General features: G+C 37.1%; 14 protein-coding genes. 6 read left to right on the forward strand and 8 right to left on the reverse strand.

The window, feature by feature from the left end; translation table 11 throughout:
• Positions 1-3 precede the first annotated feature (3 nt).
• Genes IEW45_RS04615 through IEW45_RS04635 form a run of 5 tightly spaced genes read right to left on the reverse strand, consistent with a single transcriptional unit; the run spans position 4 to position 4275 of the window.
• Complete coding sequence (locus IEW45_RS04615) at positions 4-2037, reverse strand: M3 family metallopeptidase (RefSeq protein ID WP_188620056.1); 2034 nt, start codon at positions 2035-2037, stop codon at positions 4-6.
• Between the two features lie 9 nt (positions 2038-2046).
• Positions 2047-2364, reverse strand: coding sequence for a type II toxin-antitoxin system RelE/ParE family toxin (locus tag IEW45_RS04620; RefSeq protein WP_188620057.1), 318 nt, complete (start codon positions 2362-2364; stop codon positions 2047-2049).
• 2 nt (positions 2365-2366) lie between these two features.
• Positions 2367-2585, reverse strand: a complete 219-nt coding sequence (locus IEW45_RS04625; protein WP_188620058.1) for a hypothetical protein — start codon at positions 2583-2585, stop codon at positions 2367-2369.
• A 33-nt stretch (positions 2586-2618) separates the two neighbouring features.
• Complete coding sequence (gene purE / locus IEW45_RS04630) at positions 2619-3107, reverse strand: 5-(carboxyamino)imidazole ribonucleotide mutase (protein ID WP_188620059.1); 489 nt, start codon at positions 3105-3107, stop codon at positions 2619-2621.
• A 10-nt stretch (positions 3108-3117) separates the two neighbouring features.
• Complete coding sequence (locus IEW45_RS04635; RefSeq protein ID WP_188620060.1) at positions 3118-4275, reverse strand: 5-(carboxyamino)imidazole ribonucleotide synthase; 1158 nt, start codon at positions 4273-4275, stop codon at positions 3118-3120.
• 132 nt (positions 4276-4407) lie between these two features.
• Between IEW45_RS04635 and IEW45_RS04640 the strand changes: the two genes are divergently transcribed.
• Positions 4408-5703, forward strand: a complete 1296-nt coding sequence (locus tag IEW45_RS04640; RefSeq protein ID WP_188620061.1) for an MFS transporter — start codon at positions 4408-4410, stop codon at positions 5701-5703.
• Here the strand turns inward: IEW45_RS04640 and IEW45_RS04645 are convergent.
• From IEW45_RS04645 to IEW45_RS04655, 3 genes are all read right to left on the reverse strand, one after another.
• Positions 5700-6266, reverse strand: coding sequence for a HEAT-like fold family protein (locus IEW45_RS04645; RefSeq protein ID WP_188620062.1), 567 nt, complete (start codon positions 6264-6266; stop codon positions 5700-5702). The two genes, IEW45_RS04640 and IEW45_RS04645, sit on opposite strands and share 4 nt — an antisense overlap.
• Before the next feature lie 37 nt (positions 6267-6303).
• The gene (locus tag IEW45_RS04650; RefSeq protein ID WP_188620063.1) at positions 6304-8391 is read right to left on the reverse strand and encodes a TonB-dependent receptor; all 2088 of its coding nucleotides are present in this window, start codon (positions 8389-8391) and stop codon (positions 6304-6306) included.
• A gap of 88 nt (positions 8392-8479) precedes the next feature.
• Positions 8480-9781 carry a PQQ-dependent sugar dehydrogenase gene (locus tag IEW45_RS04655; protein ID WP_188620064.1) on the reverse strand — a complete coding sequence of 434 codons (1302 nt, stop codon included), beginning with the start codon at positions 9779-9781 and terminating at the stop codon, positions 8480-8482.
• Positions 9782-9966: 185 nt separating this feature from the next.
• Here IEW45_RS04655 and hpt point away from each other — a divergent pair, with 185 nt between their 5' ends.
• The 5 genes from hpt (at position 9967) to IEW45_RS04680 (ending at position 15811) form a co-directional block, all read left to right on the forward strand.
• Complete coding sequence (gene hpt / locus IEW45_RS04660) at positions 9967-10494, forward strand: hypoxanthine phosphoribosyltransferase (protein ID WP_188620065.1); 528 nt, start codon at positions 9967-9969, stop codon at positions 10492-10494.
• 19 nt (positions 10495-10513) lie between these two features.
• Complete coding sequence (locus tag IEW45_RS04665; protein ID WP_188620066.1) at positions 10514-11089, forward strand: adenylate kinase; 576 nt, start codon at positions 10514-10516, stop codon at positions 11087-11089.
• 62 nt (positions 11090-11151) lie between these two features.
• Positions 11152-12378 carry a hemolysin family protein gene (locus IEW45_RS04670; protein WP_229665905.1) on the forward strand — a complete coding sequence of 409 codons (1227 nt, stop codon included), beginning with the start codon at positions 11152-11154 and terminating at the stop codon, positions 12376-12378.
• Positions 12379-12407: 29 nt separating this feature from the next.
• The gene (gene obgE / locus IEW45_RS04675; protein WP_188620068.1) at positions 12408-13409 is read left to right on the forward strand and encodes a GTPase ObgE; all 1002 of its coding nucleotides are present in this window, start codon (positions 12408-12410) and stop codon (positions 13407-13409) included.
• A 257-nt stretch (positions 13410-13666) separates the two neighbouring features.
• Positions 13667-15811 carry a S46 family peptidase gene (locus tag IEW45_RS04680; protein WP_188620069.1) on the forward strand — a complete coding sequence of 715 codons (2145 nt, stop codon included), beginning with the start codon at positions 13667-13669 and terminating at the stop codon, positions 15809-15811.
• The last annotated feature ends 6 nt before the right edge of the window (positions 15812-15817 follow it).

Genomic DNA, 15817 nt, shown 5'->3' on the forward strand with positions numbered 1-15817 from the left:
TTCTTATTTTGCTAAAAGTCCTGCTCTTTTCAGTAAAGCATCTGGTTTTGGTTCCTGCCCCCTAAAACGTTTGTATAAAAGCATAGGATGCTCTGTACCGCCTTTAGAAAGTACATTCTCTTTAAATAATGTAGCTGTTTCTTTATCGAATATTCCTTTTTCTTGGAATAATTCAAAAGCATCAGCATCTAGTACTTCTGCCCATTTATAACTATAGTATCCTGAAGAATAACCTCCTTGGAATATATGGCTAAATGCAGGGCTCATGGCATTTTCTGACACATCAGGGTAAAGTTGTGTAGCTGCAAATTGTTCCTGTTCAAATGTTTTTACATCGGTAATACCGGCGGGGTTAAAACCATGCCATCCCATATCCAGCATACCAAAGCTAAGCTGGCGTAAAGTTGCCATGCCTTCCATAAAACTTGCACTTTCTTTTATTTTCTCAATGTATTCCATTGGTATAACTTCGCCTGTTTTGTAGTGGTGCGCAAAAAGTGCTAATGCTTCAGGTTCGTAGCACCAGTTTTCCATTACTTGGCTTGGTAATTCTACAAAATCCCAATACACGCTAGTCCCTGAAAGGCTTGGGTAGGTTGTGTCTGCAAGCATACCGTGCAGTGCATGCCCAAACTCATGGAATAGGGTAGTAACCTCGTTAAACGTAAGTAACGAAGGTTTCGTTTCCGTTGGTTTGGTAAAGTTGCATACTATAGATATGTGCGGACGTTCATTCACACCGTCTTTTACATACTGTGGTTTGTAGGAAGTCATCCATGCACCATTACGTTTCCCTTTACGCGGGAAGAAATCTGCATAAAATATAGCGACTAAATTACCTTCTTCATTTTTAACCTCATAGGTAGTAACGTCTTTATGGTATTTATCAATGTCGTTAACCTCGGTAAAAGTTAAACCGTATAGTTTGTTAGCAACCGTAAAGGCACCATTTAAAACTTTTTCCAGTTGAAAGTAGGGTTTTAGCTTTTCATCATCAAGGTTAAAAAGCTTTTGTTTTAATTTTTCAGTGTAGTAAGCACCATCCCATTTTTCAAGGTGGCTTATCCCGTCAAGTTCTTCGGCAAATTGCTCCAGTTCATTAAACTCTTTTTGTGCGGCAGGCTTTGCTTTTTCCAGTAAATCGTTAAGGAAATCAGTTACTTTTTCAGGGCTTTCTGCCATACGCTCTTCCAGTACAAAATGCGCATGAGAATCATACCCTAAAAGCTGTGCACGCTCATAGCGTAACTTTACAATTTTAAGTACAATTTCCTGATTGTCGTATTCGTTTTTCTGGAAACCTTTTGCACCAAATGCGATAGCCAGTTTTTTACGAAGTTCGCGGTTATCAGCATAGGTCATAAAAGGGATGTAGCTAGGATAATCTAAAGTGATAACCCAACCTTCTTTATCCATGCTTTTAGCAACTTCGCGTGCGCTTTCTACAGCTCCTTCAGGTAATCCCGAAAGGTCTTTCTCATCAGTAATATGTAAATGGAAATTATTTGTTTCCACCAGTACATTTTCACCGAATTTCAGACTTAGCATTGAAAGCTCTTTATCAATACTTCTTAGTTTTTCTTTTTTATCCTCAGGCAGGTTAGCTCCATTTCTTGAAAAGCTTTTATAGGTATTGTCCAGTAATGTTTGTTGCTCCGGTGTAAGGGTTAGGCTTTCTTTCTTATCATATACAAATTTTACTCTTTCAAAAAGTGCTTTGTTGAGCCTTACGTCATTACCAAATTCTGAAAGTAATGGGGATACTTCTTGTGCTATTTTTTGTAGCTCATCATTAGTTTCTGCTGAGTTCAGGTTAAAAAATATAGAAGATATCCTGTCCAATCTTTCTCCGCTATAGGACATTGCAGCTATAGTGTTATCAAAATCAGGTTCAGCCTGATTGCCAACAATAGCATCAATCTCTTTTTTAGCTTCGCTTATGGCTTCCTGAAAAGCGGGGAGGTAGTCTTCATTATTTATTTTACTAAAAGGTGCAGTATCGTATTTAGTATTGAATTTTTGTGTAAGTATGTTCATAGTATTATTTTAAATACGACCATAGTGTTTTCGTATTTCTGCTGTTATTTTTTTAAAATTTGTTCGATTATCGAATAAAGTAATAACTTCAATTTCGTTATTATTTATTCTATATAGCAAAGAAGTTTGCTTGGTAATTATACACATTCGAAGATTATCATGAGTATTAGACTTTATACAACTCTCCGGAAAATCTGAAATTTGTTCAATCTTTTCATTTAAGATAGTTATAAACTTTTTCTTTACTTTCTCAGACCATTCTTCCTCTAAATATTCTAATATATATCCCAGTTTTCTGTATGCAAGATTTGAAAAAGATACTTTCATAACTAAGAGATTTTTTTATAAATCTCTTCCCACGATGTTTTTTTTCCTTTCTCTAGTTGTTCAAGACCGTATTTTATTTCAAGTTTCTCATCCTCTGATAAATCATCATAAAAATCTTTTTTTTCTTTTATGATTAACTTGCGTATTTTGTCTATGACCTTAGAATCCTCTAAGTCCAAAATCATTTTTACAACTTCTATTTTTGAGGCTTGGATATCCATTAGTTTCTTTCTTTTCTATCAAAGTTACAAAAACTATTCCTTGTTTTTTAGCTCTTCCGAAGCTTTAATAACCTTCTCTTTAAGCGACTGTTTATACGCTATTATTTTTGCCTGTACTAATTTATCCTGACTGCCCAGTATTTGTGCTGCCAGTATACCTGCATTTTTAGCTCCGTTAAGGGCTACAGTAGCTACTGGTACACCTCCCGGCATTTGTAGTATACTTAATACACTATCCCACCCGTCAATAGAGTTGCTTGATTTTACCGGTACACCAATAACAGGAAGTGGCGACATAGAGGCTACCATACCCGGTAAGTGTGCTGCGCCACCCGCACCGGCAATAATTACTGATACACCGTTAATGTGTGCTGTAGTGCTGTATTCATATAATTTTTCAGGAGTGCGGTGTGCCGAAACAATATCAACTTCTGTTTCTATTCCAAGTTCTTTTAATACATCTATTGCATCCTGCATTACGGGCATATCAGATATGCTGCCCATTATAATTCCTACTTTCATTGTGTTATAGTTATTGCGTACTAATTACTTTTATTGAGTTTTTTACTTCTTCGGCTACACGTCTTGCTTCATCAATATCTCTGTTGGTGATAGTAACGTGTCCCATTTTACGGAAAGGTCGGGTTTGCTTTTTACCGTATATATGCGGGGTAACACCATCTTTACCTAAAATTTGTTCAATGTTTTCATATTTTACATTGCCTGTATAGCCTTCTGCACCTACAAGGTTTACCATAATACCGGCTACTTTGCTATCAGTATTGCCTAGTGGTAAATCTAACACTGAGCGTAAATGCTGTTCAAATTGTGAAGTATAACTTGCCTCAATAGAGTAATGTCCGCTGTTGTGTGGTCTTGGTGCTACTTCATTTACCAGTATATGGTCATCTTCTGTCCTGAACATTTCCACAGCCAGTAAACCTACATGGTTAAATGCTTCCGAAACTTTTAACGCAACATCTCTTGCCTCTTCCGAGGCAGCATCGGGTATACGTGCCGGACAGATAACATACTCTACTTGATTGGCTTCAGGGTGGAACTCCATTTCCACTACAGGATATGTTTTTATTTCTCCCGATGGATTACGTGCCACAATTACAGCTATTTCATGTAAAAACGGAACCATAACTTCGGCAATACACTGTACATCAGGTAATCCTTCAAAGCTTTCCGCAGAGCGAATTACTTTTACACCGTTCCCATCATAACCACCCTCGGTACTTTTCCATACAAAAGGCATTAGTATTTCTTCTTCTTCAACAGCCAGTTTCAAGTCGGTTAAGTTTTCAAAACGTCTGTAGTCAGCCGTTGGTATTTCATTAGCAATGTAAAAGTCCTTTTGGTCGCCTTTATTTTTTATTTGCTTTAAAGTAGCAGGCGAAGGATATACTTTTACACCTTCTTGCTCCAGTTTTTCAAGGGCTTCAATATTTACGTGTTCAATTTCAATAGTAAGTACATCAACTTGTTTACCGAAGTTATAAACGGTATCAAAATCGTTAAGACTACCTTGAAAGAATTTATCACAACCTATTTTACAAGGTGCTTCCTCACTGGGGTCCAGTACATACGTTTGTATATCAAATTTACGGGTTTCGGTAAGTAACATTTTACCCAGTTGTCCTCCACCTAAAATACCCAGTTTAAAATCAGAAGAAAAATAATTCATTTTGTGTGTTGTTTTTAGCAATGCCAAAGATACTCAAAGTGTTAAAAAGTTACAGGATATTAGCAGTAATTTATAACAGTAAAGGCTATAAATATAGCTTATACCTATATTTGCGGTAAATAAAAGCAAGGTATGGCAAAGAATGAAAGCGGAAAAAAAGAGAGCCGTTTCTTTAAAAAGAACCCCGTTCTTAAAATCCGTGAATTTCGATCGTTTATGACGATACGGTTCGGGCTTATTTTTGCCCTGAACATGCAAATAACTATTATATTTTACTGGATATACCATATCACTCAGGATAAATTAGCTTTAGGCTTTGTAGGGCTTTCGGAAGTTATACCTGCTATTGGCTGTTCACTGTTTGCCGGGCATATTGTGGATCTGTCTGAAAAACGAAAAACCTTGTTGACTTGTATAGCTGCTTATGTATTACTGGGAGCCACTTTGTTTTTTCTTACTACTGATTATTCTTTTCAAAATCTAGGCTTAAAGCCGACCCTTTACCTGATATATTTTTTGGTTTTCTGTGGTGGAGTTATTCGCTCGTTTGTAAGCCCTTCTATGTTTTCATTATTCGGGCTTATAGTGCCGAGAAAACATTATGCCAATGCCACTAGCTGGAGTACAATGGGGTGGCAATTGGGTTCTGTAATAGGACCATTAGTAGCAGGGGTAGTTATTGCTTTATTTAATGTTACGGCAGGTATGTTCATGGTGCTTTTGGTGGAACTGCTGATGCTGATACCTATACTTTCCATAGAAACAAAACCAATTATCAAAAAAGAGAAAGAGCCTATTTTACAAAGCCTTACCCAGGGAATAAAATTTGTGGTTAAAACCCCGGCTTTATTAGGAGCACAAATGCTGGATATGTTTTCGGTATTATTTGGAGGAGCGGTAGCTTTATTACCGGTTTACCAAAGGGAAATACTGCATGTAGATGAAGTAGGGTATGGTATGCTTAGGGCAGCGCCGGGCATAGGGGCTATTTTAACTATGAGTATATTAGCCTTTCTGCCGCTGAAAACCCATCCCGGCAGGAAATTGTTTTTAGCGGTTACAGGTTTTGCCTTATCCATTATAGTATTTGGTATCTCGAAAAATTTTATACTTTCCTTTTTTATGCTTTTGTTCTCAGGAATGTTCGATGCGGTGAGTGTAGTGGTAAGAGGTACTATTTTACAATTAGTAACACCCGAACACATGCGGGGGCGTGTAGCGTCGGTAAATACTATGTTTGTAAGCTCTTCTAACGAACTGGGCGATTTTGAAAGTGGTGTTATGGCACACTGGCTGGGTACTGTACGTGCTGTTGTGGTTGGCGGATGTTTAACACTTGGTGTGGTTGCTGTTACCTTTTTTAGCGCTCCGCAATTACGAAGGTTTGGTTTTGATGATGAAGAAAGTGAAGAACCGGAAACTACTTAACCTTTTCTGTTTTCCTGTTTAGTAATGTGTTGTAAAACATATTTAGCGGCGGCTTTATAAGCAGCGGTATGTTCGCCTGCGTTTTGGGGTAATATGTGTTTTAGTTCAGGATAAATCCAGTCTTGCTTTTTCCCCAGAATGTATAAAGCTCTCATAGCATAGGCTTTAGCAGCTACTTTTTCATCAGGGTTAATTAGCCAGTCAAAACAGGCTTCGGTAATAACCTGAATATGTTTACTATCTAAAAAACTGGTGTTTTTTTCGTTTTCCTGTACTGCGAATAAACAGACTTTTGAAATTGTACGGATAGCACTGCTATCTCTGTATTTTGGTAGGGTTTTACAAAACTCATCTAAAAATTCTTGTAACCATTCTATTTTCACTTCAAATATAAGTTCCAGTATCCAGCAGGCTTTGTGATGGTTTTCATCATCAATATTTACAGCCATAGCAAATACCTCAGGTAATAATGCTTTGTCCTGTAACACCATTTCTGAAAACTCATCACGTGCATTTCTATACGCTTTTATAGTAGAAAGCCTTTTGGTAAATTCAAAGTTCATACTTGATAAAAATGGGTTTTCCTCAAATGTATTAAAATCAGAAGATATAGTTCACGGAAAGGTTGCCATAATAATTTACAGGCAGGGCAGGGTAGTAGTAACGGGGCGAAGCACCATTAAACCCTGTAGCATTAACCAAAACCATACTGGCATAATGGGTGTCTGTTACATTGTTTACTCCAAAGGCGATGTTAGAAGTTAACCCCTTTAAAATAGCAAACTGGTAGCCTGCTTTCAGGTTCAATAAGTTGTAAGAACCAGAATAAAGGCTGTTAGCATCATTAAGCGGCATACCGTCTAGATAATAATAATCTGCAGTGAGGTATAGTCCGAAATCCATTTCCGCCCTTAACCCGGCATTGATTTTATTTTTAGGTACTCCTGTAAGTTCATTGCCGGAATAATCATTACCGTTATCATTAAATTCTTTAAATTCATAGTTCCCTATGGAAGCTGCAAAGTAAGGCTGAAGATTACATTTACGGCTTACTTCCCAATAGTAATTAGCGCCTATTTCTATACCCCGGTGTAAAGTTTCGCCTGCATTAACCCCTACATACTGGTCTTCACCTACACGTTGGGCTACTAATAAATCATTAACCTGCATGTTGTAAACTGCAAATTCAGTAAATAGTTTTTTGTTAAGGAAATAAAACTTCCCGCCTACTTCAAAGTTATAGCCATTTTCAGGTTTAATATCAGGGTTTATAGTTCCCTCGGGGTTCAATGTTTCCTCTATGACAGGCAGGGAGAAGCCCCTGCTGGCAGAAACATACAGCGTTTGTAATGTAGTTGGTTTGTATAATAGCGAAACCTGTGGCGACCATATACCATCATAACTGTAATCGTCATTAGAAATTACTTCCTGTGGAAAAGTGTTTTTAAGTTCAAAGCTGGTTTTATTATAATTAATGCCTGCCTGTAGTTCCAGTTTTTTTATGATAGAAAATCGCAATTGGGCGAATACATTTATAAAGTTTCTGTCTTGTTCTGTACCTGTTAGCCTATTACCTTGCAGGCTGCCGTTTCCGTTGTTCGCTTCGTATAAATTTTCGTAAGTATCTGCCTCATAACCATCTTTAAAGTATTCCATTCCGGCAATAAAGTTTACCTGTCTTTCAGCGATAGTATACTGCCCTGTAAACTGAGTCCTTGCGCCATAAGCAAGTGTGTTTTGCGAAAGTATATTAAACGGTCTGGGTTCATAATTGTCTTTTACATTTACAAAAACAGAAGTAGCGTTGTTAAGCCCTGCCATTGGCTGCCATTGATAGGAAAGCCCGCCTAAGTAAGAATCATACTGTTCATAGCCTTTTGCTGATTTCCATGTATAAGCTGCGGTCTCGGGGTTGTTTTCAAAAGTTTCCTTATCCACCGAACTGGGTATGTAGGCTTTCATATAGGTATAATTACCAAAATATGTAAGGCTGCTTTTTTCCTTTTTTAAAAGTTCCCCTGCAAGGGTTATACCCTCTCTGTTATATTCACTATTTTCACGGTAGCCGTCTGTTTCCAGCTTATGGTAACTGATGTTTACATTTCCATTATCGGTAGCATAGCCATAGTTTACGGTATTTTTCATGAGTCCGAACGAACCATGTGTGGTGCTTACGCTAGCCGTGTTTCCGTTTACTGTAGTATGTTTGGGTTGTAACAATATGGCTCCGCCAAGCCCTGCACCATATAGGCTGGAAAGTGGGCCTTTTATCACCTCTGCCTGTTGCAGCAGTTCCATATCAATATCTTCAATAGTGGTTTCACTATCTCCCGATGTAAGCGGAATGTTACCGTAAAAAGCACGGATTTTATTGGTGCCGTATTGTGTTCTGGCTCCGATTCCTCTTATAGTAATTCGATTAGTATTAATAGCTCCTGACTGCATATATACTCCAGGCAGTGTATTTAATACAGGAGCAATGTTGGTATTGTTATTACGCTGAATTTCTTTGACAGAAAGCACACCAATAGCAGCAGGAGCATTTAGCAAGCTGTCATTTATATGAAAATCACTTATAGTAATTTCTTTAAGTTGATTATTGTTGAAAAGGCTATCCTGAGGTTGTTGTGCCATAATAGGCATGGTTATAAACAGGAGTAATAACCATTGTTTTTTTAGGGTGAGCATAAAGTGAAGTGTAGGTATTAAAATATAAATCCTATGATTTAATGAACCATAGGATTTATTTTAAGTTATGTTACAGCTTAGTATGAAATTATTTGTTGGCAGATATTCTCCATATGGTATTCCCGGCATCATCGTTTACTAACATAGAGCCATCTTTAATTACGGTAACGGCTACCGGACGGCCATATACTTGCGATTTTTCCCTATCAGCAATAAAACCTGTCATGAAGTCTTCCGGCTTACCGGCTGGCTTTCCATTTTTAAAAGGAACAAATAGCACTTTATACCCTACCAGATTAGAGCTGTTCCACGAACCGTGTTGCCCTACAAAAGCTCCGTTTTTATATTTAGCAGGAAAAGCATCCTTATCATAAAAAGCAATTCCTAATGATGCAGTATGGCTACCCACGGCTACATCGGGCACTATGGCTTTTTCAACCAGTTCCGGTTTTTTGCCTTTCATTCTTGGGTCTTCTATCTGCCCGAAGTAAGAATAAGGCCAGCCATAAAAGCCGCCTTTTTTAACACTTGTAATATAGTCGGGCACAAGATGGTCACCTAAATCATCACGTTCGTTAACAGCCGTCCAAAGTTCATTATTTGCAGGGTTCCAGTCCATTCCCACAGGGTTACGTAACCCGTAAGCATATATTATTTCGCCACTTCCGTCAGGATTTATTTCCAGTATATCAGCACGCCTTTTTTCTTCCTCCATTCCATATTCCCCAACATTACTGGCAGAACCTACAGATATATATATTTTAGAACCATCGGCATTGGTAAGCAGGTTTCTTGTCCAATGGTGGTTGTATCCGCCTGCGGGTAAATCAACTATTTTTTCTCCTTTACCTTCCAGTTTCAGTGCTCCTGTTTTATAGGGGTAGCGGTATAAACCGTCAGTGTTGGCTACATAAAAGTAATTGCCTACTATTAGCATTCCGTATGGTTGATTAAGCTCATTAACAAAAACTTTTCTTGTTTCATATTCACCATCGTTATTACTATCACGGAAAACGGTAATTCGGTCTGCACTACTGTGCGTGTTAGACTCCGCAACAAAAATATCGCCATTAGGTGCTTGATAGGTGTTGCGTGGGTTTTCTAAGTCTGTCGCAAATTTAGTAACAGTAAACCCTGCCGGAACTTTTGGGCCTTCGCCCTTCGGCCAGTCGGTCATTCCACTGCGTTTCGCTACCGATTCGGTACTGTACGGCGCAGGTAATTCAAGCTCTCCTACAGCAGTTTCTACAACTGTAACGCTATCCGAAGTTGTTTTTTCTGTTTCGTTTTGTGCTAATACGTTATTATCTTCATTTTTTACTTTTTCCTCTTTACAGGAGTAAAGCGAAAGCATACCTGCAAGGGCTAAAATTATAGTTACTTTTTTCATTTGTTGTGTAATTGTGTGATTTTAGATAGACGAATTTAATTATTTGGAAATGGTTTTGTTGGCTAATTCACATAATATTAGGCTAATTTTAACAGCAATAAAGTTTTATAAATTGATTTTAGTTTTATAGCTTGCTCTTTCCTAATTGCTATATTTGCATATTATATCAGTAATAAAAAAATAAATTGATACAACTTCACGACAAAACATTTGTTCCTTTTATTGATGCAGCCCAAATAGATGATGCTGTAGCTAAAGTAGCATGTCAGCTTGAAAACGACTTTAGAGGTGAAACTCCTGTTTTTGTGGCGGTACTTAACGGTGCTTTTATGTTCGCATCAGATTTTATGAAACATTACAAAAGCAATTGCGAAATCAGTTTTGTAAAATTGGCTTCTTATGAAGGGACATCATCAACTAATGATGTAAAGCAATTAATAGGGCTTAATCAGGATTTAAAAGGGAGATTGGTTGTATTAATAGAAGATATAGTTGACACAGGTAATACTGTTGTGGAGCTAAAAAAGATTTTTGAAGAAAAAGAAGTGAAATCGCTTAAAATAGCAACACTTTTCTTTAAGCCTGAAGCATATAAAAAAGACATTAAACTGGATTATATAGGGATTGAAATTCCTAACAAGTTTATTGTAGGCTATGGGCTGGATTATGATGGCTTAGGTCGTAACTTACCTGAAATATACCAATTACAATAATAAACAATACACAAAACTAATGATTAATATCGTTCTATTCGGTAAGCCGGGAGCCGGTAAAGGGACTCAGGCAGAATTTTTAAAAACACGTTATAACCTTACACATATTTCTACAGGAGATGTATTTCGTTACAACCTGAAAAATGAAACAGAACTTGGTAAGCAAGCTAAAGTATATATTGACAGAGGAGACCTTGTACCGGATGAAATCACTATTAATATGCTTAAAGATGAGGTTGAAAAAAATACAGATACTAAAGGTTTCTTGTTTGACGGTTTCCCGAGGACTATAGACCAGGCAAAAGCACTGGATGAGTTTTTTGAAAGCAAAGGTTGGAATTTAACTGCTACTGTAGCACTTGAGGCTGACGATGAAATATTGGTACAACGCCTTTTAGAAAGAGGAAAAACAAGTGGAAGAGCTGACGATCAGGATGAAAAATTAATAAGAAACCGTTATCAGGAATATAACGAAAAGACAGCTCCACTAATTGATTACTATAAAAAACAGCATAAGTTTTATGCCGTAGACGGTATAGGTTCTATACAGGAAATAACCGAAAGGTTAACCTTGCTTATAGATAAGCTTATTTAAAATTTTACCGATTGGAAATAGCTATAATATTATTTTTAATACTGCTTAACGGTGTCTTTTCCATGTCAGAAATCGCTTTGATATCTGCACGGAAAAGTCGCCTTGAAACGGCTGCAAAGCGAGGTAATTCAGGTGCGCAGGCTGCGCTTAACCTTGCTAATTCACCTAATAAATTTCTTTCTACTGTACAAATAGGTATAACACTTATAGGTATACTTACCGGTATATATAGTGGTGATAAAATAACAGATGATGTAGAAAACTTTTTTACACAGTTTGAGATTTTAAAACCGTATGCCGAACGTATTGCGGTAGTATCAGTAGTGGTAGTTCTTACGTTTTTTACTTTGGTACTGGGTGAGCTTTTACCAAAGCGTATAGGACTTATTTTCCCGGAGGGTATAGCGAAGTTGGTTTCGTTACCAATGAAGTTTATCTCTAAAGTAACAGCGCCTTTTGTATGGTTGCTTACTTCTTCAACGGATGTGCTGATGAAAATATTTAATATTCGCCCGACAGCGGATGGTAAAGTAACAGAGGAAGAAATAAAAGCAATTATAAAAGAAGGTACAGAAGGCGGAGAGGTACAGGAAATAGAGCACGATATTATGGAACGTGTGTTCCATATAGGGGACAGAAAAGTAAACTCCTTAATGACGCACCGTAAATCGGTAGCATATTTAACTTTTGATTCTGACAAAGACAGAATAAAAGAAATTATGCTGGAAGAAATGCATTCTATATATCCTGTATGTGAGGATAACCTGGATGATGTAGTAGGTGTAGTATCATTAAAAGATATGTTTGCCAATTACGAGAAACCAGGCTTTAACCTTAAAAATATAACTAAAGAACCTGTTTATTTAATAGAACATACATCGGCATACAAAGCGCTTGAAATATTTAAAGAAACAAAGGTACACTATGCTTTTGTTACTGATGAATATGGCGTTTTCCAAGGAGTTATAACACTTAATGATATTCTGGAAGCGTTAGTAGGTGATGCATCGGACTTTTATGATGATGAATTTAAATTAATAGCTAAACCTGACGGGACTTGGATTGTAGACGGGCATTACCCTTTACATGACTTCTTAGCTTATTTTGATTTGGATGAGTTAATGAGCGAGTATGATGTTACTACAGTAAGTGGGCTTATAATGACTGAACTGTCCTACATACCACAGGCAGGCGAAAAACTGGCTTGGAACCTGTTTGAACTTGAAGTCTTAAAAATGGATGGTGTTAAAATAGATAAGGTAAAAGTTAAGTCGTTAAAAGAAGAATAATACAAAAATAATAGCCGTAAATTGAAAAAATGACAGAAGGGAATTTTGTAGATTATGTAAAGATATATGTAGCTTCCGGTAAAGGAGGGAGAGGTTCTACACACTTACATAGAGAAAAATATATAGATAAAGGAGGTCCTGATGGTGGAGACGGTGGTCGCGGAGGGCATGTGTTTATAATAGGAAATAAAAACCTATGGACATTATATCACTTAAAATTTGCCCGCCATATAAAAGCAGGTCACGGAGGAGATGGTAGCAGTTCCAGAAGTACAGGTGCAGACGGAGAGGATAAATACATCGAAGTACCATTGGGAACAGTGGTTCGTGATAAGGAAACAAACCAAGTGCTTTTTGAAATAACAGATGACGGAGAAAAAAAGATATTAGTAGAAGGAGGGAAAGGAGGACTTGGTAACTGGCACTTCCGTAGCTCTACAAACCAAACACCACGCTATGCACAGCCCGGTATACCGGGACAGGAGCTTGATATTATATTAGAACTTAAAGTACTGGCAGATGTAGGTTTAGTTGGTTTCCCAAATGCAGGTAAGTCTACATTATTATCAGTACTTACAGCAGCAAAACCAAAAATTGCTGACTACCCGTTCACCACTTTAAAGCCAAACTTGGGGATTGTAGCCTACAGAGATTTTCAGTCGTTTGTAATTGCTGATATACCGGGAATTATAGAAGGTGCGGCAGAAGGTAAAGGGCTGGGGCATTACTTCCTTCGTCATATAGAGCGTAATTCTACTTTATTGTTTTTAGTTCCTGCCGATGCAGAGGATATTAAGAAAGAATATGATGTATTGTTAGATGAGTTGCGCAGGTATAACCCTGAAATGATGGATAAAGACAGGCTTATAGTAGTATCTAAGAGTGATATGCTTGATGATGAATTAAAAGCGGAGCTTAAAGAAGAACTGGATGAAGCTTTTAAAGGAATTCCGTATATGTTTATATCATCGGTAGCGCAACAAGGTCTTACTGAGCTTAAAGATAAACTTTGGAAAATGCTGAATGATTAAATAATCAGCTGTAAATATATTGTAAAAGAGGTGCTTAAAAAGTACCTCTTTTTTTATTCTTAAAATTCTTACCTTTTTATTGATTCATTTCTTCTTTCATCGTTTTAATAGGTGCTTACTTTAATAAATTCTTAAAAAAAAGTATCTTCGCGCTAAGAAAAATAAAAAAATAGGGGTTTAACTGTAACAAAATCGGCAGGAAAGCAACCTATTAACTTTACTATTATAACTATTAATTTAATACACTTACAATTCAAATGAAAAAACTGATTTTATTCGTAACCATGTTTGTTATGGTGTTGCCTGTAAAGGCAGACGAAGGTATGTGGTTCCTTATGCATATTGAGCGCCTTAATTACAGGGATATGCAAAAAATGGGACTTCAGCTTACGCCTGAAGAAATTTACAGTATAAACAACCATAGCCTTAAAGATGCAATTGTTCAGTTTAACGGTGGTTGTACTGCAGAAATAATATCTAAAGAAGGACTGGTTTTAACCAACCACCACTGCGGATATGATAAAATAGCAGAACTTTCTACACCGGAAGCTAACTATCTTAAAAATGGTTTCTGGGCTGCATCACGTAAAGATGAGCTTAAGCCAAAAGATTTATATGTACGTTTCTTTGTAAGAATGGACGACGTGTCTCAAAGAATTCTTGGCAAAGTAAATGACCAGATGACTGAAGAAGAAAGAGAAAAAATAATTAACCAGGAGATTGCTAAAATAGAGCAGGAAAATAACGAAGGCGGTAAATATACCGTGTCTGTTCGTTCTTTTTACGAAGGTAATGAGTACTACTACTTTGTTTACCAGGATTATAAAGATGTTCGTTTAGTAGGTACTCCACCGGAAAGCATTGGTAAGTTTGGTGGTGATACAGATAACTGGGAGTGGCCTCGTCATACAGGAGATTTCTCTATGTTCCGTATCTATGCAGACGAAAATGGTGAGCCTGCTGAATACTCTCCTAACAATGTGCCCTTAAATCCTAAACATTATTTACCTGTGAGTACAGCAGGTGTGCAAGAAGGCGATTTTGCTATGATATTAGGATACCCTGGGCGTACTAACCGTTGGATGCCATCAGGAGGTATAGAGCAAAATGTAAAATATGCTTATCCAGCATGGGTGGAAGCTTCTAAGCTTGGTATGGACAAAATGAAAGTTCATATGGATAAGAGTGATAAAGTAAGACTTGATTATGCTTCTCAATATGCACAAGTAGCGAACTACTGGAAAAACCGCCAGGGAATGATTGATGCTTTAACAAAGCATGGAACGGCAGCTACTAAAGCTAAAGCTGAAAAGAAATTTAATAAGTGGGCAAATAAAAAGAACAACAAAGAAAAGTATGGTGATGTTATAGCAACTATAAATAATTACTATGCTAAAACTAACGAAAAAGCCCGTCATGATAATTACTTAATAGGTCTTTTAAGAACCAGTACTTTTGCTGTTTTACCATACCAGTTAGCCAGATCTTTAGAGCATTATGCTAACTCAAATGAAAATGGTCGTAGTGCAATGCGCCCTCAGTATGAGGCAGGTATTGAAGAAACATATAAAACACTATACTTACCATTGGAAAAAGACGTACTTGCTGCACAGTTACATTTATATGCAACAAAATCTGAAGGTTATCCTATAGCTGAGTATATAAAAGAAATAGGAGAGGCTAATAATTACGATTATACAGCTTTTGTAAACAAAGCATTTGAAGAAAGTATTTTTACATCAGAGGAAAGACTTAACGCATGGTTGGAAAATCCTGATATGGAAGCTGTAAATAACGATCCGTTATACAAACTGTCTAGTGCTATCCTTGATAAGTACAGAGCACAGACAGATGAACAAAAGCAACTTGAAGATGATTTTTCAAGAGCGTTCAGGTTATTAGTTCAGGGAATGAGAGAAGCAAACCCGGACGCTAAATATTACCCTGATGCTAACAGTACACTAAGGCTTACTTACGGTAAAGTAAGAGCGTTACCGGAAGATAAAAGAAATGATGCTGAAGTTAACTACTATACTACAATGAAAGGTGAAGTAGCTAAATACAAGCCAAACGATCATGAGTTTGATTTACCTGGCAAACTTTTAAAAATGTATAAGGATAAAGACTTTGGTCGTTATGCTGATAAAAACGGATATATGCCTGTAAACTTCCTTACAGATAATGATATTACAGGAGGTAACTCAGGTTCGCCGGTACTTAACGGTAAAGGTGAGCTTATAGGTCTTGCATTTGATGGTAACATTGAAGCTATGGCAGGAGATGTTATTTTTGATAAAGACCTGCAAAGAACAATTAACGTTGATATCCGTTATGTACTTTGGATAATAGATAAGTTCTCAGGTGCAAAACACATAGTAGACGAAATGACACTTGTAGATTAATTAAAA

Source organism: Flavobacterium suaedae (genome assembly GCF_014642915.1).
In the GTDB taxonomy this organism is placed as follows: Bacteria; Bacteroidota; Bacteroidia; order Flavobacteriales; family Flavobacteriaceae; genus Flavobacterium; species Flavobacterium suaedae.